Consider the following 22,884-nt stretch of genomic DNA (forward strand, 5'->3'; position numbering starts at 1 on the left):
TTTTTTGTATCACTTCAAATCAGATTATTATGGCAATTGATGAGATGGTATAAGATGATTTTGACTTTTAATAAAGGCTAGGAAAAGGAATGCCTAAATTGAAGTCTTTGATAAGCTGGAAACAGCCTATTTTAAAGAAATTCATACTGGAAAAATTACAGTAAAATTAAAAATTATATAATTGAAATTTTATATTTCTATTCATTTAATTGAATTTGACCAATGGTAAAGCCCCAAAATACATAGATGTATTCATCTTTGTATTTTGGGGCTTTTTGCATTTTTATGTGTATTAAGTTATCTGTTACATACTTATTTTAAAACATAGGCTCTTTTTTAATGCTACTTGAAGATTAGTTCAGTAATTTTCCCCTTAACAATTTCAGTTCCAATTATTAAAATGCAGAACTTATCCCACTTTTTATAATATTTCATTTCATTTATCCGTAGTTCAGTAGATTCTTGTGTTTTGTTCGAATATAATAGAACAAAGTAACGGTTCGATAGGAGACGAACAATATGAATGATATTAAGTTGGAAATTGAATTTTCTGAAAGCAACGAGTTAATTACTAGCTTATTAGCCTTTAAAACGAAGTCACTACATAAAGGTATTCAATTAGGAAATAGCTGGGTGAGAAATGTAAAAGGTAAACTGAGTGAAACCACATTGGAACTTATAGCAAATACAGAATTAAAGGAGAGCATTCTTAACTTGCTTTTATTAGCATGTCCTAAAAAAGATAGTGTGCATGATTTTTTAGAGTGGATTGGGGATGTATCAGTTGGGGAGATATTTGAGCAAGTATCTACTTGGATTCCTGAAGAGATAAATGATTTGCGTAATATTAATGAATGGCGTTCAAATATGGTTCAGTTATTATCTTTATGGTATGAAGAATACTATCAACACTTAGATCCATCCATCATTAATACTCTTACTAAAAATGCTCAGAAAAATAAAGAGTTGTTGAAGGATTACAAGCCTGTTGATCTCATTGAAGAAATAACAAATGGTTTAAGATTAGAATTTATAAATAAGGTTAAACGGATTATTTTGATCCCACAATATCATATTAGTCCATACAATCTGACTAATGACTTTAATGGTCTGATCATTATTTATTATTCAACACAGATTGAACAAATGAACCCAGACTTTCCTTCATTATCGATTTTAAATATCGCAAGAGCTCTTATGGATGAAAATCGCTTAAGAATTCTACGATATTTAACTAATGGAGAAAAAAGTTTTACAGAAGTTGTTCAATTTATAGGGTTAGCCAAAAGTACAGTTCATTATCATATTGTTACTCTTCGATCAGCAGGATTAGTCCGTGTACACGTCTATTCCCAAGGCAGAGAAAGGTACAGTTTGAGAAATGGAGCACTAAACAAATTTAACAGTGATTTAACCAGCTTCTTAGGTTTAGAAAAATTAAAGTTGGATTGATAATGATGGATGGGGGATAAAAAATATGGCAGATTTATTTAGAAATCGTTCATTTGTCTTTATATGGCTGGGGCAAGCAGCTTCTGGTTTGGGCGGTCAATTTGCTACGTTTATCATGAGTTGGATGGCTTACGAAATAACAGAATCATTAGCTGTGTTAGGCAGTATTGTAGCCGTTGAGCTGTTTACCAGCATATTCATTCAATTAATTGCAGCTCCCTATTTAGATAGATGGGACCGGAAGAAAGTAATGGTATTGTCAGAATGGTTACGGGCATTTGCATTTCTTATTCCAACAGTGTTGTTTGCATTTGAAACACTACATATATGGCATTTATATATTACAGCGATTCTTATTGGAGTAGCTGAACCATTATATAGACCATCAAGTATGATTTATATAGCTGGAATTTTGCCAAAAAACCGTTTGAATAGTGGAAATGCAATACTAGAGGGAACTATGCAAACCATGATTTTGGTGGGACCTCCACTTGCTGGAGTGATATTGCAATTTTTGGGTGCGCAGGTAGTTTTGTATGTATTAGTTGGAATAATGGGTATAACCGGTTTATTACTATTACAGTTAACAAGTTTGAAAGCAGAAGCTATGCCAGTTAAAGTAAATTGGTACAAACAATTTGCAGAGGGTATACATTTCTATAGAATGAACAAAGTGTTTTTAGGATTAGGATTGTTAATCATGATATTCAATATGGGCTTTGCAGCTCTAAGTTCAATGTTTTTGCCATTTATCACAAAAGATATTGGGGGTACCTCTTTTCAGTATGGTTTATTTACTTTATTCTTTTCTTATTACAGGATTAAAGAAGGAATCGGACAACCGCCGTATAATCATGCTTAGTTCGTATATGATTGCAGGAGTCTTTATTGGTTTGTTAGGAATATTCCAGTCCTTTTCTATTCTATCGATTTGTATCTTCTGTGTAGGTTTTTGTTCTATTGTTTTTTCAATTAATAATACAACGTTGTACCAAAAATATGTTCCAAGCCATTTACGTGGTAGAGTTTTTGCTGTTCGAATATTACTTTCACAAATCGGCATCCCAATAGGTGCTTTATTTGGTGGGCATTTTGCAGATTATTTCGGAATAGCGTTCTTATTTAGTGTCATGGGAGTAGTGATTATTCTTGTTGCAATCATCGCTTTTTTCTTACCTGTTTTTCACCAACTTGATAAAAATACATTATCTTCCATCCCGCAAAAACAAACTTTTACACAATAGGGACGAGATAATTAAGAGCTATATTTTATAAAACTATGGCGGCTAACTAAAAGGTGCTTTGGTTCTTCAAACAAACCCAAACCATGAAAACCGCCCCTTAATAGTAGGAATTACGTTAAGTGGACTTGCTTCAGCCGTTGCTAATGCTGGGGAAGTTGGGAGCATGTCAGGAACTGGGTTTAACGTCGACAAGAAAGATTATAAAAGGAAAGTATAAAGGAATCAGACTATTCATAAGGAATTACCACTAAAAGATTAGTCCCGCTTTTTCGAGATATCAAATGCCCACGTAATACATTTGTGTTACCTTGTTGTTCCGTATAACCATTCAGTTTTCTCTCACTCAGCATTGCGGTTCTTAATTTTACTTTCAACAAGATTTTGGATGAAGTCTTTATCGTTCACAAAAACATATCGGCCAACTAAGGAACGTCTAACATGCAAACAGTCGCTAATGCCTTGTTTACATATTATTAACTCTCTCGCACATCCTGCCCACCAGTGTATTGACCAATATGGTACTCCCGTATGAAAATCATATACGTGAAAATTTACACGTTTTCGATAAGCGTTCATTCTTGCTTCTTCAATTAACTTTTCCACCACTTTATCTGTACATTCATCAACATTCACAAAAATATAATCTTTATGATACGAGATTTTTCCTGTTGTACAAAGACTTATACATTTAAAAATCAACTAGCTACAGATAGGTATATTTCCTTGTTTGATAGTGTGTTTTTATAGGCCGTTTTTAAAAGGACATTGAGGTGAGTTCAATGCGAAAATCAGGTATGTATGGTATATATAAGGGGAGAGAGAAACATCGATAAATCTCTATTAGGATGTGATAAACATGATACATAAGGAACTAAAATCTTTTCCAAAGAATTTTTTATGGGGATCCGCTTCTGCTGCTTACCAAGTAGAAGGGGCTTGGAATGAAGATGGAAAAGGAATATCCAATTGGGACGAATTCGTCCGCATTCCCGGGAAAACGTTTAAAGGAACCACCGGTGATGTAGCAGTCGACCATTATCATCGATATCAAGAAGATGTACGATTAATGGCTGAAATGGGATTAAAAGCATACCGTTTCTCGGTTGCCTGGTCACGGATCTATCCGCAGGGAAACGGCGAAGTCAACGAAAAAGGCCTTCAATTCTATGATAATCTCATCAATGAATTGAAAAAGCACAACATCGAACCTATCCTTACAATTTACCACTGGGATATGCCGCAGGCCCTCCAAGAGGAATACGGCGGTTGGGAATCGAGAAGAATTATCGAAGACTTTACCAACTATGCGGTCACGCTTTTCAAACGGTACGGTGACCGGGTCAAATATTGGGTTAGCTTAAATGAGCAAAACATCTTTACTTCGCACGTCTGGAAGGATGGAACGCACCCACCTGGAAAAACAGACGAAAAACTCTTCTATCAAGTCAATCACCATGCAAACCTTGCAAATGCCAGTATTATCAAGGCGTTTAGACAATATGTTCCGGATGGGGAAATTGGTCCGAGTTTCGCCTATACTCCAGCATATGCTGCCACATCAAAGCCGGAAGATATTTTAGCAGCCGAAAATGCCGAAGACTTCTTGAGTCATTGGTGGATGGACGTATACGCATGGGGAGAATATCCAATTGCGGTATGGAATGAGCTTGAACGTAAAGGAATTGCTCCTACACTTGAAGAGGGAGATGCCGAACTATTAAAGTCGGGTAAGCCTGATTTTATGGGTGTGAATTATTATCAAACGAAAACCTATGAAGTAAATCCTCTTGATGGAGTTGGGGGAGAAGGGATCATGAACCGGACAGGGGTAAAAGGAACGACCCGGCCGACTGGAATTCCTGGTGCATACAAAACATTTGCTAACCCTCATTTACAGACAAGTAATTGGGATTGGGCAATCGACCCAACAGGATTAAGGATTGGTCTTAGACGGATTACCAGCAGATACCGTTTGCCGATCTTAATCAGTGAAAATGGTTTAGGAGAGTACGACAAGCTTGAGCAGGGAGATATGGTCAACGATGATTATCGAATCGATTATCTCCGTGCCCATATCAAAGCAATACAAGAAGCCATCACTGACGGTGTAGATATGATCGGCTATTGCACATGGAGCTTCACCGACCTTTTAAGCTGGCTGAACGGTTATCAAAAACGTTATGGATTTGTCTATGTCAACCAGCATGAGGAAGGCGACCATGACCTTCGCCGCCTGAAGAAGAAGAGCTACTTCTGGTACAAGGATGTCATCGAAACCAACGGCGAAAAACTGTAAAAAGAGGCGGGTATTCCTAACGGGTTCCGTTGCCTAACGCAAAACCCGACAATTTTATCGAAAATGTAGCCCAATTTGTACTGCCATTTGTCTCTGTTTTTGTAAATAAAAAATAAACCGGCTCGGTTCACTTACTGAGCCGGTTTTTAAAATCCATATTTGGTAGCTTGTTGAAATAACGCCCCCGTTTGTTTTAGTGTAATTCTTCACAAACTAGCGCTCGCCTTCTTTAAAAATGAATGAGATGTGTCTAACTTTAGTATTGCCTTTTTTTGTGTTACAGAACTTTATTTTCATGGTAGCACAATAAAAAACTTTAACAAAAAAGCATCAATCCTTCTAGGATCAACGCTCCCTATTGTGGAAATTCCTTTACTATTTCTAAGACTTCTATATTGCCATCAATTAAAGTTTCTATTAATTGCTCTTTACCAAGTTTATTACGTTTATTACTCCAATAATAATCTGCATTTCTTTCATTTTCTTCAGAATTAACAGCTCCGTCAAATACATTATACGCATCACCATCAAATACCTTTCCATACGATTATAGTTCAAAAGGTCCTTAATGGTTCATTGTCAAACTGGGAAAGACGATGTTGTCACCAGAAAAATGATATCAGCACATTCGTCCAAAAATGGCCATATTTTTACAAATCGCTGCCACTCCCAAAATTGTGGCCTCACTCGCTTCAACTATACGTCAACCCTACCGCTGAACCGTTTGATCGCTTCCTCTGTCACTGGTTCGAAGAGGTTAACGAGGTTGCCGTCGGGATCACGGAACAACATAGAACGGTTCCCCCACGGCATCGTGGTCGGTTCCTTTACCCACTCGTCAATAAACGGCTTTAAACGTTCGTATTCGGCATCGACATTGTGAACGCGGAATTCGATGATGACAGTGTGATTGCTGGCAGCTGTTGCTGAACCAGTGCCGAACATCGGCACCGTCTGCGAGTGGCCGATTGCCAGGGTGCACGATGTCAAAACGAGTTCGGCAAAGACAGGCGCTGGGCGATCCGCCGAAACACCCAAGACTTTTTCATAGAACTTGATAAGACGATCCAAGTCGTCGGTAATAATACGTACAGAAGCAAAATTCACTAGATATCATCCTTCCTATAATAAATCATAAAATATCGTTTCAAATCATTTTTGAACAGAACCAGCAATACTATCGTAAATTGTAAAAGGTTACGAGGACCAATTTTTCCTATTTTAAGTAACCTAATTTGTGGGTAAACCAACGCTCGTGGGTTCTACCCATATTTAAAACTGTAAATGCTCGGTTTAATCAATAATTATTCCATTTTTGTTTTAACGACCATCCTTCCATGCATGGCTACTGTACAATTGGTCCATAGTGATATGAATTATCCTTTGCAAGACATAATTCGCATTTATTTCCCACTCCTTTACGTTACTTACTCCGATTATAAAAAAACACTACTGACAACAGTATGTCAGTAGTGTTTTAACATTTTTTTGGCTTCCTCACGAATCCGGTTTCGGAATGATTCAGGCTCCAATACAATCACTCCCGCTCCCCAGCCAAGCACCCATTGCAGCAATTCGTCTAGTTGACGAACCCGTAAGACCACATGCAATCCATCTCGATGCTCTTCCATATTCTCTATATAATGATAGTTCGACTCCCTCACTTTATCTGCGTTGTCATGGTTAAATCGAAGGCGAACTCGCAAGTTCCTATCATCCGGAGGGGTATACTCCCTTAAGTTAAAATGCGCCGGCAGTTCGAATCGTTCTTCCAGACTGATAAGTTCCCTCATTCGGGACAAGCGGAAGTGGCGAATGTCTTGGCGCAGATCACATCGAGCTACGAGCATCCAGGATCCTTGAATGAGCACCAATCCATAGGGAGCAACGGTACGAACACTATGGTGATTCTCCTCGGTATCTGCAAATCTTTTTGCATAATGAAAGTTTATCTTACGCTCGTTTAATATTGCTCGACGGATCTTTTCTAGATATTTTTTTTCTTTTGACGGCGTAACCTGTTTATCGGAAATGAGCAAACGCATAGCCTTGAGTACATGAGAAGTTTCATTGCGAACGCTCGAAGGAAGAATAGCCTCGATTTTGCCGCGAGCGGCTTGAGCCCTGACACGATAATCATCATCAAATTGTTGTTCAATAAAGTCTGTTCCAATCAGTAGGCTCACGGCTTCTAGTACTGTGAAACTGATAGGGGGCAGGAAATAGCCTTCCATTAAGGAATATCCTGTCCCAGGGGCTCCTATGATTGGCACACCAGCTTCACTCAGCGCCTGAATGTCGCGGTAGATGGTTCGAACGCTAGTTTCAAATAGGGTTGCCAAATCTTCGGCACGTACAACTTCTTTACGTTGCAACTCCAGCACGACGGCTAACAATCGGTCTGTTTTGTTCATCAGTTGGCCCCCTTGAATGTTTATTACAAAATAATATACCACATCTTAATGCAGAAGATAATTTAGTGACTCTGGAGTTGTTGGATATGGCTGTGTAATGGCAGCTATGAGGGAATCTCTACAAAATAAGGGCAAGGCTTCTGTTGGAGTTATTCCGTTAACTGGCACGAATGTTGAATATAAGTTAAACAATGTTCTTCAACTAAACTGCCGTTAGCGGAAGTACATACTTTTCACAAACTTTAAATTATCTTCACAAAATCATTATTGTGCTTTTTAGGGTGAAACACGTGGGATAGGGGAGCCCAATACTAAAGAGAGGGAATTTTGGTGATATAAAGATATTTAACTAATTAAAATATTAAAAAGATTCTTATTTGTCCAAAAAAACAATTGATATAGCTTTCCGTCATAATTTATAATCAAACATATGTATAGATGAAAAGAAAGGGAGGAATTTCATGATCGATCAAATTGTCAATACCATTACCGGATGGTTATGGAGCCCTGTATTGATTGCGTTCATTGTTTTATGCGGTTTGTATTTTAGCTTTCGCACCAGATTCCTGCAAATTCGTCATATCAAACAAATGGTGAAACAACTGGCCTCAGGGAAAGGTTCCGATGAGGGTGTTTCCTCGTTCCAGGCGTTAGCGATGTCATTGTCAGGCCGTATCGGTGTGGGAAATATCGCCGGAACTGCAACTGGTATTGCTTATGGAGGACCAGGCTCCGTATTTTGGATGTGGGTCATTACCTTTGTCGGTGCTGCTTCAGCGTTTGTGGAATCCACTCTTGCTCAGATTTATAAAGAAAAGCAGGACGGAGAGTATCGAGGTGGTCCGGCCTTCTACATAGAAAAAGGACTTGGCTGGAAATGGTTCGGCGTGGTTTTTGCAGTGGCAACACTACTCGCGATGGCTGTCTTAATGCCGGGAATCCAAGCAAATTCCATTGCAGATGGTGTACACAATGCTTTTGGCATTAACAAAACAATTACGGGTCTAGTTGTTGTTATACTGCTTGCTTTAACTATTTTTGGTGGGGTTAAGCGTATTGCTAAAGTGGCAGAATTGGTTGTTCCGTTTATGGCGGCTGGTTATCTGTTAATTGCGCTAGCCATTGTCGTAGTTAATTTTGAAAAAGTTCCCGAAGTATTTGGACTTATTTTTAAAAGTGCTTTTGGTACTCAAGAAGTATTTGGTGGTATTATTGGATCAGCTGTTATGTGGGGCGTAAAGCGCGGCCTATATGCCAATGAAGCTGGTCAGGGTACGGGTGCCCATCCAGCCGCAGCAGCTGAAGTATCCCACCCAGCCAAACAAGGACTTGTCCAGGCATTTTCCATTTATTTAGATGTATTCTTGGTCGTTACATCGACTGCCATGATGATTTTATTTACCAATCAATACAATGTTATCAATGAAAAGACCGGGAAGTTTATAACGGAGACCCTTAAAGGGGTTGAACCAGGACCTGGTTTCACGCAGGCAGCTGTTGATACCATCCTTCCAGGTTTCGGGCCAGGATTTATCGCGATTGCCCTTTTCTTCTTTGCCTTTACGACGATTTATGCTTACTACTATATTGCAGAAACCAACCTCGCTTATCTGGTACGCGGCAAACACAGAGGAAAAGCATTTGTTCTGTTAAAACTGATCCTTATAGCAGCTACTTTCTTTGGAGCAGTAAGAACAGCATCAACTGCCTGGGCAATGGGGGATATCGGACTTGGCATCATGGTTTGGCTGAACTTAATTGCGATTGTTTTGTTATTTAAACCAGCCAATATTGCTCTAAAAGATTATGAAGAGCAATTAAAGCAAGGAAAAGACCCAGAGTTCAATTCCTCTAAGTATGGAATAAAGAATGCTGATTTCTGGGAAAATGGCTACGAAAAATCCAAAAAAGATAAGCAGAACGTTTCATAAAGATTCACCACTTCCTAACGAATTTAGGAAGTGGTTTTTTGTTGTAAAGCTGGGTTTTGCTGAATCCAAAATAGTTTTCCTTCAAGTTAAAACCTTGTTCACACTATTGACACATTTGCAGTATTCTGGTAAGGTAATAAAGTTACTTTTGATAACTATTACCCTTGGTAACTAATTTAGGCGGTGATGATCATGAAGCTTTCCCAAAAATTTTTTCATCAACTATTAATGCTATATCGTCCTTTTGAAAAAAGACTAAACATCGAGCTGAGTAAGCATGATTTGCACAGGGCACAATGGACGATCATCTATTATTTAGAAAACTTCGGCACTGCTACCCTAGTTGAACTATCCAATTACCAAGGTGTGGAGAAACCAACGATTACCAGGACTGTCAGTCAACTCGAAGAATTAGGCTATGTTGAACAGGTACCTGGAAAGGATAAACGAAAAAGGCAGATGCAACTGACGGAATCTGGAAAACAGATGTATCAAACTGTTCGCATGACAGTTGATGAATACGAAAAAGATATATTAAAGGGAATTCCCGAAGACGATCAGCTAACAGCCATCCGTGTGATGGATGCCATACGAACAAATATCATTCAATAGGAGATGGAGAGATTGGAACAAACACGACCCAAATTGTGGACGAAGGATTTTATCATCATTTCGTCTGTAAACTTCTTCTTATACTTAACTTTTTATTTATTATTGGTGACCATTGCGGTTTACGCAGTCAACCACTATCATGCCAGTGAAAGCCAAGCCGGCCTTGCGACAGGGATTTTTATTATAGGAACCTTAATTGGCCGCCTGATCATCGGCCGTATGATCGAATCGGTCAGCACGAAGAAAACGATGTTTTTCGGACTTATCTTTTGTATTTTAGCATCAGGTTTATACTTTATTGACTTAGGAACGTCCTTTTTACTGTTTACTCGGTTCGTACATGGTTTAGCTTTAGGGGTTGCAAGTACTGCAACAGGAACCATCGTGGCCCTGATTATTCCAGCCGTACGTAAGGGAGAAGGAATCGGTTACTACAGCATGAGTACCACATTGGCAACCGCTATTGGCCCTTTCATTGGTATTTACATGAGCCAGCATGCTAGCTTCACCACGATCTTTAGTTTTTGTTTAGTATTAGGAGTAATCAGCTTCATCATTGCTCTTTTTATGAATGTGCCAGAAATGAAAGCTTCAACCAAACCAGCAGAGTCAAAAGGATTCAAACTTTCTGACTTTGTTGAGCCCAGAGCGCTGCCGATTGCATTGGTTACGTTAATTGTCAGCTTGGGTTACTCGAGCGTCTTATCTTTTATCAACTTTTACGCAATTGAAATTGACCTAGTAGATGTGGCAAGTTTCTTTTTTATTGTCTATGCGGTAGCTATTTTGGTGTCACGTCCTTTTACAGGAAAATTACTGGACGTAAAAGGTGCCAATTATGTCATGTATCCGGCTTTTATTCTTTTTGCAGCAGGGTTATTTTTATTAAGCACTGCTAACCATGGTATTAGCTTACTAATTGCCGGTGTCTTGATTGGATTTGGATTTGGTAATATGCAATCCTGTACACAGGCCATTGCCGTGAAAGTGACACCGCGCGAGCGAATGGGCTTAGCGACATCGACGTTCTTTATCGCTTTAGATGCCGGACTGGGATTTGGTCCATATGTTCTAGGGTACATTATCCCGTTAACCGGTTATCGCAATCTATATCTCATCATGGCGGTAATCGTCCTAGCAAGCACGATTCTTTATTATTTCATGCATGGCAAAAGAAAGCCCGCTTCTCAACTTAAAGTGGATGCGGCTTGATTTGAACTGAATAGGAATGACCAACATAAGGTTTTTCACCAGTTTGCTGAACTGGTGGGAGGCCTTTTTTATTTGCGCTTAAAGCTGTTAAAGACTGTTGCCACTGGTTTACATTTTTTCTGAAGATAATAACAAACTTGAATATTTAGAAATCAAAATGTACACTATTTATACAAAAATAAATAATTATTAAATAAAATTAATAATTATGAATACATATGGGGCTGAAGAGTAGCCCTAAGATTTAAGGGGAACTTTGTTAGGAGGGGTGTTATGGATGGTTTATATCTCCTTCCAAATGCTGAAGAAGAAATAATAGATTCATATGACGAGGATATCATTGTTACCAACAGGACTGGTAAAATCATTAAGGTTACACATATCAGCGGGCAGCAATATGGGATAACCTCAAGGGATTTGTTGGGGCAATCTGTCTATGATTTAGAAAAGAGGGGGATTTTTTCTCCTGCAATCACTCCACAAGTTATGCAGCAAAAAAAGAAAATTGTCGTTATTCAAACCACATTAGATAAACGAAAAATCCTGGTTACCGGGATTCCGTTATTTAACGAACATAATGAAGTGGAGTACGTTTTAAGCTATTCCTATGAAGTGTCAGATCTGCTTGTCATTCAAGATTACTTAAATGAACTTGAAGGCGAGATGACCAAGGTAAAGGAAGAGCTGGAATTATTGCGGGAGAAGACCTTAAGTGTAAATGGCATTATTGCTGAAAGCAAATATATGAAACAAGTGCTTAAGACCATCGCTAAGGTGGCCCCTCTCCCAGTATCGGTCGTGCTGCACGGTGAAAATGGGGTTGGCAAATCCCTGTTAGCCAAATGGATCCATAAACAAAGCCGTTGGTCGGACGGTCCGTTTATCGAGGTGAATTGTGGAACCATACCAGAGGCCATTTTTGAATATGAGCTGCTGGGAGGCTCAAAACCGGATGCCACAAAAAAAATCGGGTATTTGCAAATGGCTCAAAATGGAACATTGTATTTGCAAGGGATAGATGAATTATCATTAACAGCCCAAACGATATTAGTAAAAGCACTCCGGCAGCAAAAGGACCATTTTCGAATGATTAGCTCGACGGAAAAATCCTTGGAAGAGCTAATGAACCAAAAACAGTTGCGGGAAGATTTGTTTTATCTCATCCATGTCGTCCCGATTACAATCAAGCCTTTGCGCGAAAGGCTGGAAGATTTAACAGAGGTCATTCAGCAGTACTTCAGAAAATTTTGCGATAAGTATCTAGTACAAAAAGAATTATCGAACGATTTGTTTCACGAATTACTGCATTTGGAATGGTACGGAAATCATTTGGAAGTGAAAAATGTTATGGAAAGGCTGGTTGTCCAAAGCGAAGGTCCAATCATTACGAAGGATGACCTGCCCGTTGAATACCGAAAGCAACCCTCCCAAATCGAAGGGCTGGAAATCGAAGGGCGGACGCTTCAGACGATTTTGGACCAAGTCGAAAAACGAGTTCTGTGCAGCGCACAAAGGCGATACAAAACCACAACAGAAATGGCAAAAGCTTTGGGGATTAGCCAGCCTTCCATTGTCCGGAAGATGAAGAAATATTTTAATGAATAAGCCCTAACGGAAGGCTGCTTTATATATGCTCTGCAGTTTATGAGGTGTATAGGGTTAATAATAGGTAAGGTGGATTTGTATGTATATGCAGCAGCTCATTTCAAAGCTAGGCAGTGAAAAGGTAAGTCAGAGTGAAACACAATTGTTCCGTCATAGCCATGACGAATCACCACATATTTCGGTAGAACCAGATGTAGTATGTTTCCCTGCGTGCCGTGAGGATGTGGAAGCCATATTGGAGATTGCTAGGGAATATCAAGTTCCTGTCACTGCATTTGGAGCTGGTTCGGGGTTAGAAGGGGCGGCCATTCCGGTGAAGAAAGGCATTTCCTTAAACTTCGAAAACATGGATCAGGTACTCGACTTTTCACCTGAAGACATGCTCATAACCGTCCAACCCGGAATGACCCGGATGCAGCTAAACAAAATCGTGAATCGTCATGGACTTATGTTTCCAATCGACCCAGGTGCGGATGCAACCATAGGTGGGATGGTGGCGACAAATGCTAGCGGAACAACAGCCGTTCGATATGGGTCAATGAGAGATCAGTTATTGGATTTAGAAGTGGTTTTAGCGGATGGTACGATCATCCATACGGGTACAAAAGCGAAGAAATCTTCTTCGGGTTATCATCTAACCGGTCTTTTTGCGGGCTCAGAAGGAACACTCGGGATCATTACCGAAATCACGCTGCGCCTCCATGGAATTCCTGAGCACACAATGATGGCAACCTGTACATTTGATACACTTGAGCTTTGCGGACAAGCTGCCCATTGCATGCTGCAAAGCGGGATTCCTGTCATGCGAATGGAACTCATTGATGCAGCCAGCATCAGTGAAATTAATCGATATAATGATTATCATTTTCCGGTGAATCATTCATTATTTATCGAATTCGCAGGCTCGAAAACTGCGGTTGAGGAAGAAGCCATATTAGCTGCTGAAATTTTGGGGGACCTTGGTGCAAAAAATTGGCAAGCAGCAAGTGACCCAGCGAAGCAGAGGGAGATTTGGAAGGCGAGGCATGAATTATCATACGCCTTTATGCATCAAAGCGGGATTGATGAGGTGGGGGCTGACGTCTGTGTGCCTATTTCAAAGGTGCCGAATCTTGTGGCATATGCCCGTAAACTGATAGACGAGAGCGGATTAAAAGGTGGAGTTTGGGGTCATATTGGCGATGGCAATTTTCACACTTTGATTGTATTTAATCCAAAGGTTAAAGGGGAACGAGAGAAAGCGGAACAAATTAATGACTTACTGGCATTACGTGCTATTAAAGAAGGCGGCACGTGTACGGGAGAACACGGAGTAGGACTTGGAAAAAGAAAATTTCAAGAAGCAGAGCATGGTACTTCCCTTGGTATCATGAAAAATATTAAACAGCTATTGGACCCGATGGGGATTCTAAACCCAGGTAAAATCTTTTCATAAAGTAGAGTGAAAATCTATTAAGATCAACTCTCCGATACATAAAAATACTTTGTTATTTCAATGAAGCCCGGTATCTGCCTGGCTTCTTTTTATATTCATATTCAAAAATGAATAAAAATAAATCACTGAAAATTATAAAATAATATTGTCTAATTGTTTTATTTGTCGTATAATGGCTATACAATTTTGTATAATTATTCAATTATGAATAGTTGCGTATTTTATACTTTTCTATCAATTTATTTAATACAACAAATTCACGATGTTTCATCAAAGGGGTCTTCAAAATGGAAAAGCTAGAACCAGATTGGGTGGAGTTAGTAGATTCGATTGGAAATTTTCTTGCTCCAAGTATGGCGAAAGATCATCCCAATTTGCCGGTTGTAAAAGCAGAGGGGTGCTATTATTACGGAGCTGATGGGGTTAAATATCTTGATTTTACATCAGGAATTGCCGTTGAAAATGTCGGGCACAGACATCCGAAAGTGGTCCAGGCAATCAAAGACAGTGTCGATCATTTAGTCCACGGGCCTTCAGGGGTTATCATCTATGAATCTATTTTAAAGTTAGCCCAAGAGCTGCAAACCATCTTGCCGCCAAAGCTTGATAATTTCTTCTTTGCTAACAGCGGTACGGAAGCGATCGAAGGGGCAATGAAATTAGCCAAGCATGTGACAAAGCGCCAATATGTTGTTTCGTTTACGGGGTGTTTTCATGGCCGTTCCATCGGGTCATTAAGTGTTTCTACTTCTAAAAGCAAGTATCGAAAATATCTGCAGCCATCTTGGCTTACCTATCAATTGCCATATGCACACCCAGACTATTTGCCTGAAGGAGCCGACCCGGAAGTATTTTTTCCAGAGAAGCTAGAAAAGGATGCCGCCACCCTATTTAAGCATCAAGTCACTCCAGAAGAGGTTGCGTGCATGATTGTCGAACCAATTTTAGGTGAAGGCGGATATATCATACCTCCAAAAGCATGGTTGAAAAAAGTCAGGGAAATCTGTGACCGGCACGGGATCCTGCTCATATTTGATGAGGTTCAAACCGGGTTTGGCCGGACAGGAAACTGGTTTGCCGCGCAAACATTTGATGTAAAACCAGATATTATGGCCATCGCCAAAGGAATTGCCGCAGGACTTCCGTTAAGTGCAACCGTTGCGTCAAAGGAACTGATGTCGCAATGGCCATTAGGCTCACACGGAACAACATTCGGAGGCAACCCAATCGCTTGTGCTGCAGCAAGAGCTTCACTAGCAGTGATCCAGGAAGAAAAACTGTTGGATAATACACAGGCAATGGGGGCATATGCTCTTAAACGGTTAAACGAAATGAAGGAGAAGTTCCCAGTCGTTGCCGATGTTCGCGGTATTGGCTTAATGATTGGAATTGCCCTTCAAGATGTTGAAACAGGGGAACCAAGCGGTGCCAAGGTGATGGAAGTATTAAATAAATGCCTTGAAAAGGGAGTTCTCTTTTACTTGTGCGGTAATTCAGGAGAGGTCATTCGTATGATTCCGCCGCTTACAATTACCAAGGAACAAATTGACCATGGTCTTGATGTGCTCGAAGAGGTTTTAGAAACTGTATAAAAATACAGCAAACAGGAATACGGCAGTATTGCCACAAATAAATGACAGGTACGAATAAGGGGGATTTTACGTGAAAATGAAAAATAAGTTTTTAATACTTATTACGTTCGTTTTGCTGCTTGCTATGTCTGCATGCAGCAAGGGTGAGACAACAGGAAGTTCTACGGGTTCGAAAGAGAGTTCCAAAGGAAAAAGTGAGTTAAAACTTACGTTGTCTGCACAGCCGCCAACACTTGATACAGTGGCAACCAACTCAGTGGACTCAGCGACAGTGGCAAGAAATGTATTTGAAACGTTGGTAACACCAAACGGCAATTTTCAACCTACGCCAATGCTGGCGAAGTCAGTAGACCTTAGTGACGATGGAAAAACGTATACATTTGTCCTAAGAGAAGGCGTTAAATTCCATAATGGCAAAGAGATGACATCAGAGGACGTTGTCGCTTCCATGAACCGTTGGAAAGAAGCGTCAGTTGTGGCCAAGGATCTCCTTGGTGACGCTGTATTTGAAGCGAAAGATAAGTACACAGTGACATTGCAGCTTCAGCAGCCATCATCAGGCGTGTTAAATATCCTTGCTTCGACCAAGCAGTTCCCGGCGATTATGCCTAAGGAAATTGTTGATAAAGCAACTCCTGAAGGCGTGACAGAATTTATCGGCACTGGTCCATTCAAGGTGGCAGAGGTAAAACAAAACCAATACATCCACTTATCAAAAAATAAAGACTATCAACCGGTAGAAGGAAAAGCTGACGGATTGGCAGGAAAAAGAGAAGCGCTTGTAGATGATGTGTATTTCTACATTGTAAAAGACGCAGCAACTCGTTTATCAGCCATCCAGACAGGTGAGTACGATGTTAATACCGATGTGTACTTTGAACAATATGACACGGTGAAAAAGGACAAAAATATTACAACCTACCCAGACCAATATGGTAATTTAATGGCTGTTTATAACAAAAAAAGCGGTTTATTCACAGACCAAAAAATGAGACAGGCCATCAATGCGGCCATCAATACAGAAGATATTATGTTAGCAACCTTCTCGCATAAAGAATTGTTTAACCTAGACCATGGTTATATGAGCAAAGACCAAAAAGACTGGTACACCAAAAAAGGGCTTGAATCCTATAACCAAAATGATGCCAAGAAGGCCAAAGAATTGTTGAAGGAAGCTGGTTATAACGGCCAGGAAATTAAGATCATTGCCACAAGTGATTACAGTGAACACTATGATTCTGCGGTTGTCCTGCAGAGCCAATTAAGTAAGCTTGGCGTAAATGCGAAACTTGAGACATTTGACTGGCCAACGTTGTTGGAGAAACGAAAAGACCCATCAGCATGGGATATTTTGGTGACAGGTTACTCAACAGTTACAACTCCTGCGCAAATTTTATACTTGAATCCAAATGATCATGGTTGGACAAATGATGCAAAAATTGCCGATCTATTGGCAAAAATCAACGCAGCTCCTTCTGTTGCTGAAGCACAGCCATTATGGGCTGAACTGCAAGAGTATGCATCAAATGAGTATGTTCCCGTTACTCCATTCGGAACCTACAGCTTGGTTGCAGCAGCAAGAAGCAATGTAAAAGGCTTTACGATTTTCCAAGGTCCAGTGGTTTGGAATACATCTGTTCAATAATTTTAGCTGCCCTCCCGGTGCTATTGCGCGGGAGGGTGTTATGTAATTGCTTATAAAAGTAAGGTGAGAGGGGGAAGAACATGTATATCTACATATTAAAACGTATTTTTTCCCTTGTTCCCGTTTTATTCGTTGTCTCGATTGTTGCCTTTCTGCTTATTTATCTAACACCAGGTGATCCTGTTTCCGTTATGCTAGGGCAAGAAGCAACAGCAGAACAAATCGAAGCATTACGTGAGCAAATGGGGTTTAATGATCCATTGTATCTGCAGTATTTTCATTGGCTAATCAATGTGCTGCAGGGGAATTTAGGAGATTCCTATTTTATGCATATGCCAGTAACCACAGCGATTGTCGAACACTTAGGCCCGACTCTTTCAATTGCTGTTCTGGCTGAATTGATTGCCATTCTCATAGCGTTGCCGGTAGGGATTTTAGCAGCAAAGCATCGGGGGTCGTTGATGGACCAATTTGTGATGGGCTTTACCTTAACAGGAATGGCGATTCCTAGTTTCCTTTTTGGTTTAATTCTCATGCTTGTCTTGGGAGTTAAGCTTGGCTGGCTGCCTGTGGCAGGATATCAGCCCCTAAGCACCGGGTTTTGGAATTATTTACAGTACTTGTTGATGCCAGGACTAGCCCTTGGAATCATCCAATCCGCCCTGATAGCCCGCATGACAAGGTCATCGATGTTAGAGGTGTTAAATGCCGATTTTATCAAAACAGCCCGTTCGAAAGGGGTTAAAGAACGTTCTATCATTTATGTTCACGCATTGCGGAATGCATTGCTTCCAATCATAACGGTTGTTGGACAAACATTTGGGCTGCTGTTAGCGGGAGCTGTTGTCATTGAAACGATCTTTAATATTCCTGGCATCGGCCAATTAGTGTTAAATTCCATTCAAAGCAGGGACTATGCCGTTATCCAAGGAGTCATTTTAATGGTGGCATTTTTCTATGTAATAATCAACTTGGTGATTGATTTGTTATATATGCTCATCGATCCTCGTGTAGGTTATTAGGACATAAGGGGGATAAGACATGAACGTTGTTGAAGTAAATGTGAACCCAAAAAGAGTCAAACATGATTTAAAGAAACAAGAACGCTCGCTTTTACTGCGTCGGTTTCTATCTAATAAATTGATGGTGACAGGCAGTATCATCATTGTTTTGTTGCTATTGCTTGCTATCTTAGGGCCAAAATTAACTCCTTTTGATCCTTATGAAATGGTGGTAAAGGAGCGTTTGGAGGCGCCTAGTTCCCATCATTTGCTGGGAACGGATAACTTTGGCCGTGATTTGTTAACGCGAATTATTTATGGAGCAAAGGTTTCGATGTGGGTGGGGTTTGCATCCGCTCTGCTATCATCCATTATTGGATTGGCGATTGGCTTGACGGCCAGTTACTATCGTTATTTGGACAACATTTTGATGCGTATTTGCGATGGGCTGCTTGCCTTTCCGGCTATTTTGTTTGCTATAGCCTTAATGGCGGTACTCGGAGCAAAAACTGAAAATGTCATTATCGCATTGACCATCGTATTTTCCCCGGAGGTCGCCAGAATTGTCCGGTCACGGGCACTGGTAGTCAGGGAGGAAACTTATATTGAAGCCATCCGCAGCCAGGGGGCAAGCGCAGCGCGGATTATTTGGAAGCATATTGCCCCAAATACCATTTCACCGCTGCTTGTAAAAGCGACCTTTGTTTTTTCAGAAGCCGTGATTGTGGAGGCAACATTGAGCTTCTTGGGAGCGGGGGTTCCGGCACCAGACCCGAGCTGGGGGAATATCCTGTCCGATGGAAAAGACGTTATCTATACCGCTTGGTGGATGACCGTGTTTCCAGGGCTGTTTATTATTTTATCCGTGCTGGGCTTGAATTTACTTGGTGACGGACTGCGGGATTTAATCGACCCGCAATCCAGCACGAAATAGAATACCGTCATTCCGTGAAAGAAAATGGAGGAATTATCTATGGAACAGCCTCTTCTTGAAATAAATAACTTGAAAACCCATTTTAAAACTGAACGGGGACGGGTTACAGCCGTCGATGGCATTTCGTTTTCGGTTGAAAAAGGGGAAATCCTTGGGGTCGTGGGGGAGTCCGGGTGCGGAAAAAGTGTTACTGCCCAATCGATCCTGCGGCTGTTTGATGAAAAGTACACAGCCAGTTATGAGGGTGAAATCAAACTCCAAGGAGAAAATTTACTACAGCTATCAAAAGCTGAAATGGAAAAAATCCGCGGCAATGAGGTTTCCATGATCTTTCAGGATCCACTGAGCTCATTGAACCCCGTGTTTACAATTGGATATCAATTAATGGAGACGATTCGGATCCATCAAAACCGTACAAAAAAACAAGCCCGGCAAATGGCAATTGACTTGCTCCGCATGACGGGAATTCCTTCACCGGAAAAGCGGGTCAGCGAATATCCCCACCAGCTTTCTGGCGGGATGAGACAACGCGTGATGATTGCCATGGCGCTTGCCTGCAAGCCCAAGCTTTTAATCGCCGATGAACCAACAACGGCTTTAGATGTAACCATCCAGGCACAAATACTAGATCTCATGTTGGAATTGAATGAAGAGCTGGGGATGGCGGTTGTTTTTATCACCCATGATTTAGGGGTTGTCGCCGAGGTTTGTACCCGTGTTGTGGTCATGTATCTGGGTCAGGTCGTCGAGGAGGCGAATGTCGAAGAGTTGTTCACAACACCATTGCATCCTTATACAAAAGGGTTGATGAAGGCTATTCCGCAAATGGATGGGGACCGTTCCCAAAAGCTGAATGTCATCGGGGGAACTGTTCCGGCACTAAACGCCATTCCAAGTGGGTGCCGATTTGCCTCACGCTGTGAGTTTGCGAATGACCTATGCAAGGAAAAAGCTCCCGACCTTCAAGTCCATGAAGGTAACCATAAGGTAAGATGCTGGCATTACGCCGAAATTTCCAATAAGGAGGCGGCCCGACATGCCTAACCAACAAGCGGAATCTATTTTACAAGTGCAAGGATTGAAAAAGTACTTTTCGGTAAAAGGATTTAGGAGTAAATCAAAAAACCAGCAAGTGAAGGCAGTCGACGATGTTTCCTTTACCCTTTATAAAGGGGAAACATTAGGGTTAGTTGGGGAATCCGGCTGTGGCAAAAGTACGACTGGAAGAGCCCTGTTACGGTTGATTGAGCCTTCTGGCGGCACCGTGTTGTACAACAATGAAGACATCTTAAAAAAGTCACCGAGAGAATTCCGCAAGGTCCAAAAGGATATGCAAATGGTGTTTCAGGATCCGTTTTCTTCTTTGAATCCAAGAATCCGGATTGGCGAAAGCATAAAGGAGTCCCTGACGATTCACTCCATTGGGAACAGGAATGAAAGGGAAGAAATCGTAATGGACATTCTCGGCAAGGTGGGGCTTCGGTCTGATCACTATTTCCGATTCCCGCATGAATTTTCCGGCGGACAACGGCAGCGGATTGGCCTGGCAAGGGCGTTAGTGGCCGACCCTAGTATCCTAATTTTAGACGAGCCGGCATCCGGACTAGATGTATCCATTCAATCGCAAATCCTCAATTTATTGCAGGAGCTGCAGGATGATTTTAAGCTGACTTCTTTATTTATTTCTCATGACATGAGTGTGGTCCGCCATATCTCGGATCGCGTCGGGGTCATGTATCTAGGGAAACTGATGGAAGAGGCGGATACTGATACGTTATTTTCTAACCCAGTACACCCCTATACAAAAGCATTGCTCTCCGCAGTTCCAATTGCAAAGGTTGGCAAAAAGCGGGAGCGAATCGTTTTGAAGGGTGAAATCCCGTCCCCTTTAAACCCGCCTTCGGGCTGTATTTTCCACACAAGATGTCCATTTGCCATGGACGTATGTAAGCAAGTGGTGCCGGAAAAAGTGGAGATTCAAGACCGCCATACCGTGGCATGCCATTTGTATAGTTAGGCGGGAAGGAAGGGAGAAGAGTATGAACATTAACTGGAAACAAGAAGCGGAGCGCCTAAAAGGCGATTATTTAGCAAGTACAATGGAATTTTTAAAGATTCCCAGTGTTTTAGATGAAACGACCATTGGGGAAAATTCCCCATTTGGTCGCCCGATTGCGGATGCTCTTGAACATATTTTAGACTTTTGTAAAGAGTTAGGGTTCACTGTCCATAATGAGCAAGGGTATGCCGGGCACGCGGATTATGGTACAGGGGAGGAATTTATCGGCGTTCTTTGCCACGTTGACGTTGTTCCGGCAGGAAACGATTGGACTTCTCCTCCGTTTCAGCCGGAAGTGAGGAACGGAAGATTGTATGCGCGCGGGTCCAATGATGACAAGGGGCCGACAATGGCTGCTGTCTATGCACTGAAAATCATTAAGGAGTTAGGTCTCCCATTGAAGAAACGGGTACGCCTTATTTTTGGTACCGATGAGGAAAATGGCGAATGGCTGGGGATTCAAAAGTATTTTGAAAAACATCCTGTGCCAACAATGGGGTTTTCTCCTGATGCTTATTTTCCCATTGTGTCAACTGAAAAAGGGATTCTTTCATGTCATTTTATCCAAACCTATAAAGCTATTAATGAAAACACTAAAGAGTGGAAGCTAGAGTCCTTTGTTGCTGGTGACCGTGTAAATATGGTGCCTGACCAAGTGGAGGCAGTCCTTACTGGAAAGGGTGATGTGGCTGCTACGGAAGCTGCATTTGCTTCATTTTTAAAGGAGCATCATATTCCTGGAAGGGCTAAAGTGGAACTTGGCAAAGTTTCATTAAGCCTAGAAGGCATCTCCCATCATGCAATGGAGCCATATAAAGGGTTAAATGCCGGTCTAGCCATGGCCCGATTCCTTGAAACTATGGAGCTAGATGAAAGAGGCCAGCAATTTATTTCGCTTTTATCTAATCACTTCGTAGATGGCTTTTTCGGCGATCAACTAGGCATCTCGGTAGAGGATGAGATTAGTGGAAGGTTAACAGTAAACCCGGGCACTTTCTATTATTCTGCTGAAAGTCATGCTCAAGTTGGGCTTAGCATCCGTTATCCTGTGACAACGAACTTTGACAGTGTCATGAATCGTCTGGAAGAGGTAGCGGGTTTATATGATTATATGATTTCACCTGACTTTGTTAACAAGCCGCCACACCATATTGACAAGGACCATGAACTAATCAAAGTGCTGCAGAAGGTTTATGAGGAGCAAACAGGCGAACCGGCAGAGTTGCTTGCCATTAGCGGCGGCACCTACGGCCGGGCCATGAAAAGCGGCGTAGCGTTTGGGCCATTCTTCCCTGGTGAAGTAGATACTGCACACCAAAAGGACGAATATATTGACCTTGAAAACATGAACCGGGCAATGGCCATCTACGCACAATCCATATATGAGCTAGCAAAATAAGAAAAGGTCTTTCACTTGTAGCTAAAATGGGTGAAGGACCTTTTTTAATCCAT

The 22,884-nt window shown here is 41.2% G+C and carries 18 protein-coding genes; 16 read left to right on the forward strand and 2 right to left on the reverse strand.

The window, feature by feature from the left end; genetic code table 11:
- Positions 1–519: 519 nt before the first annotated feature.
- From BN2425_RS02525 to BN2425_RS02545, 4 genes are all read left to right on the forward strand, one after another.
- A complete protein-coding gene (locus BN2425_RS02525; RefSeq protein WP_042454664.1) occupies positions 520–1,452 on the forward strand; it encodes an ArsR/SmtB family transcription factor in 933 nt (310 codons plus the stop codon).
- 25 nt (positions 1,453–1,477) lie between these two features.
- Positions 1,478–2,314: an MFS transporter gene (locus BN2425_RS02530; RefSeq protein WP_042454666.1), complete on the forward strand. Its 837-nt coding sequence runs from the start codon at positions 1,478–1,480 to the stop codon at positions 2,312–2,314.
- Positions 2,238–2,696 carry an MFS transporter gene (locus BN2425_RS23290; RefSeq protein WP_081797986.1) on the forward strand — a complete coding sequence of 153 codons (459 nt, stop codon included), beginning with the start codon at positions 2,238–2,240 and terminating at the stop codon, positions 2,694–2,696. The genes BN2425_RS02530 and BN2425_RS23290 overlap by 77 nt, the downstream gene beginning before the upstream one ends.
- 856 nt (positions 2,697–3,552) lie before the next feature.
- Positions 3,553–4,992 carry a glycoside hydrolase family 1 protein gene (locus tag BN2425_RS02545; protein ID WP_042454671.1) on the forward strand — a complete coding sequence of 480 codons (1,440 nt, stop codon included), beginning with the start codon at positions 3,553–3,555 and terminating at the stop codon, positions 4,990–4,992.
- Positions 4,993–5,688: 696 nt separating this feature from the next.
- Here the strand turns inward: BN2425_RS02545 and BN2425_RS02550 are convergent.
- Positions 5,689–6,099, reverse strand: a complete 411-nt coding sequence (locus tag BN2425_RS02550) for a VOC family protein (RefSeq protein ID WP_042454674.1) — start codon at positions 6,097–6,099, stop codon at positions 5,689–5,691.
- Between the two features lie 359 nt (positions 6,100–6,458).
- Positions 6,459–7,406 (reverse strand): helix-turn-helix transcriptional regulator, encoded by a 948-nt coding sequence (locus BN2425_RS02555; protein WP_042454676.1) that lies wholly within the window; start codon positions 7,404–7,406, stop codon positions 6,459–6,461.
- A 461-nt stretch (positions 7,407–7,867) separates the two neighbouring features.
- Between BN2425_RS02555 and BN2425_RS02560 the strand changes: the two genes are divergently transcribed.
- From BN2425_RS02560 to pepV, 12 genes are all read left to right on the forward strand, one after another.
- On the forward strand, positions 7,868–9,337 hold the full coding sequence (locus tag BN2425_RS02560) for an alanine/glycine:cation symporter family protein (protein WP_042454678.1): 1,470 nt from the start codon (positions 7,868–7,870) through the stop codon (positions 9,335–9,337).
- A 192-nt stretch (positions 9,338–9,529) separates the two neighbouring features.
- On the forward strand, positions 9,530–9,949 hold the full coding sequence (locus BN2425_RS02565; RefSeq protein WP_042454680.1) for a MarR family winged helix-turn-helix transcriptional regulator: 420 nt from the start codon (positions 9,530–9,532) through the stop codon (positions 9,947–9,949).
- A 12-nt stretch (positions 9,950–9,961) separates the two neighbouring features.
- Entirely contained in the window at positions 9,962–11,161 is a 1,200-nt protein-coding gene (locus BN2425_RS02570; protein ID WP_042454682.1) for an MFS transporter, read from the forward strand.
- 273 nt (positions 11,162–11,434) lie between these two features.
- Positions 11,435–12,766, forward strand: coding sequence for a sigma 54-interacting transcriptional regulator (locus BN2425_RS02575; RefSeq protein WP_042454684.1), 1,332 nt, complete (start codon positions 11,435–11,437; stop codon positions 12,764–12,766).
- 79 nt (positions 12,767–12,845) lie between these two features.
- On the forward strand, positions 12,846–14,201 hold the full coding sequence (locus tag BN2425_RS02580; RefSeq protein ID WP_042454687.1) for an FAD-binding oxidoreductase: 1,356 nt from the start codon (positions 12,846–12,848) through the stop codon (positions 14,199–14,201).
- A gap of 287 nt (positions 14,202–14,488) precedes the next feature.
- Positions 14,489–15,793 carry an aspartate aminotransferase family protein gene (locus BN2425_RS02585; protein WP_042454689.1) on the forward strand — a complete coding sequence of 435 codons (1,305 nt, stop codon included), beginning with the start codon at positions 14,489–14,491 and terminating at the stop codon, positions 15,791–15,793.
- 76 nt (positions 15,794–15,869) lie between these two features.
- A complete protein-coding gene (locus BN2425_RS02590) occupies positions 15,870–17,438 on the forward strand; it encodes an ABC transporter substrate-binding protein (protein ID WP_235714557.1) in 1,569 nt (522 codons plus the stop codon).
- An 80-nt stretch (positions 17,439–17,518) separates the two neighbouring features.
- Positions 17,519–18,460 (forward strand): ABC transporter permease, encoded by a 942-nt coding sequence (locus BN2425_RS02595; protein WP_042454693.1) that lies wholly within the window; start codon positions 17,519–17,521, stop codon positions 18,458–18,460.
- A 19-nt stretch (positions 18,461–18,479) separates the two neighbouring features.
- Positions 18,480–19,373 (forward strand): ABC transporter permease, encoded by an 894-nt coding sequence (locus BN2425_RS02600; protein WP_042454695.1) that lies wholly within the window; start codon positions 18,480–18,482, stop codon positions 19,371–19,373.
- Positions 19,374–19,412: 39 nt separating this feature from the next.
- Entirely contained in the window at positions 19,413–20,417 is a 1,005-nt protein-coding gene (locus tag BN2425_RS02605) for an ABC transporter ATP-binding protein (RefSeq protein ID WP_042454697.1), read from the forward strand.
- Entirely contained in the window at positions 20,410–21,390 is a 981-nt protein-coding gene (locus BN2425_RS02610) for an ABC transporter ATP-binding protein (protein ID WP_042454699.1), read from the forward strand. Before BN2425_RS02605 ends, BN2425_RS02610 begins: the two co-directional genes overlap by 8 nt.
- Positions 21,391–21,412: 22 nt before the next feature.
- Positions 21,413–22,831, forward strand: a complete 1,419-nt coding sequence (pepV, locus tag BN2425_RS02615) for a dipeptidase PepV (protein WP_042454701.1) — start codon at positions 21,413–21,415, stop codon at positions 22,829–22,831.
- Positions 22,832–22,884 lie beyond the last annotated feature (53 nt).

Source organism: Neobacillus dielmonensis (genome assembly GCF_000612665.1).
GTDB classification, from domain to species: domain Bacteria; phylum Bacillota; class Bacilli; order Bacillales; family Cytobacillaceae; genus Neobacillus; species Neobacillus dielmonensis.

What these genes read in the sequence shown, in the direction of transcription:
- BN2425_RS02605 (WP_042454697.1), top strand. Translation starts at nt 19,413, where the DNA reads ATGGAACAGCCTCTTCTTGAAATAAATAACTTGAAAACCCATTTTAAA.
- BN2425_RS02590 (WP_235714557.1), top strand. Translation starts at nt 15,870, where the DNA reads ATGAAAAATAAGTTTTTAATACTTATTACGTTCGTTTTGCTGCTTGCT.
- BN2425_RS02560 (WP_042454678.1), top strand. Translation starts at nt 7,868, where the DNA reads ATGATCGATCAAATTGTCAATACCATTACCGGATGGTTATGGAGCCCT.
- pepV (WP_042454701.1), top strand. Translation starts at nt 21,413, where the DNA reads ATGAACATTAACTGGAAACAAGAAGCGGAGCGCCTAAAAGGCGATTAT.
- BN2425_RS02555 (WP_042454676.1), bottom strand. Translation starts at nt 7,406, where the DNA reads ATGAACAAAACAGACCGATTGTTAGCCGTCGTGCTGGAGTTGCAACGT.
- BN2425_RS02610 (WP_042454699.1), top strand. Translation starts at nt 20,410, where the DNA reads ATGCCTAACCAACAAGCGGAATCTATTTTACAAGTGCAAGGATTGAAA.
- BN2425_RS02545 (WP_042454671.1), top strand. Translation starts at nt 3,553, where the DNA reads ATGATACATAAGGAACTAAAATCTTTTCCAAAGAATTTTTTATGGGGA.
- BN2425_RS02525 (WP_042454664.1), top strand. Translation starts at nt 520, where the DNA reads ATGAATGATATTAAGTTGGAAATTGAATTTTCTGAAAGCAACGAGTTA.
- BN2425_RS02600 (WP_042454695.1), top strand. Translation starts at nt 18,480, where the DNA reads ATGAACGTTGTTGAAGTAAATGTGAACCCAAAAAGAGTCAAACATGAT.
- BN2425_RS02585 (WP_042454689.1), top strand. Translation starts at nt 14,489, where the DNA reads ATGGAAAAGCTAGAACCAGATTGGGTGGAGTTAGTAGATTCGATTGGA.
- BN2425_RS02595 (WP_042454693.1), top strand. Translation starts at nt 17,519, where the DNA reads ATGTATATCTACATATTAAAACGTATTTTTTCCCTTGTTCCCGTTTTA.
- BN2425_RS02565 (WP_042454680.1), top strand. Translation starts at nt 9,530, where the DNA reads ATGAAGCTTTCCCAAAAATTTTTTCATCAACTATTAATGCTATATCGT.
- BN2425_RS02580 (WP_042454687.1), top strand. Translation starts at nt 12,846, where the DNA reads ATGTATATGCAGCAGCTCATTTCAAAGCTAGGCAGTGAAAAGGTAAGT.
- BN2425_RS23290 (WP_081797986.1), top strand. Translation starts at nt 2,238, where the DNA reads ATGGTTTATTTACTTTATTCTTTTCTTATTACAGGATTAAAGAAGGAA.
- BN2425_RS02575 (WP_042454684.1), top strand. Translation starts at nt 11,435, where the DNA reads ATGGATGGTTTATATCTCCTTCCAAATGCTGAAGAAGAAATAATAGAT.
- BN2425_RS02530 (WP_042454666.1), top strand. Translation starts at nt 1,478, where the DNA reads ATGGCAGATTTATTTAGAAATCGTTCATTTGTCTTTATATGGCTGGGG.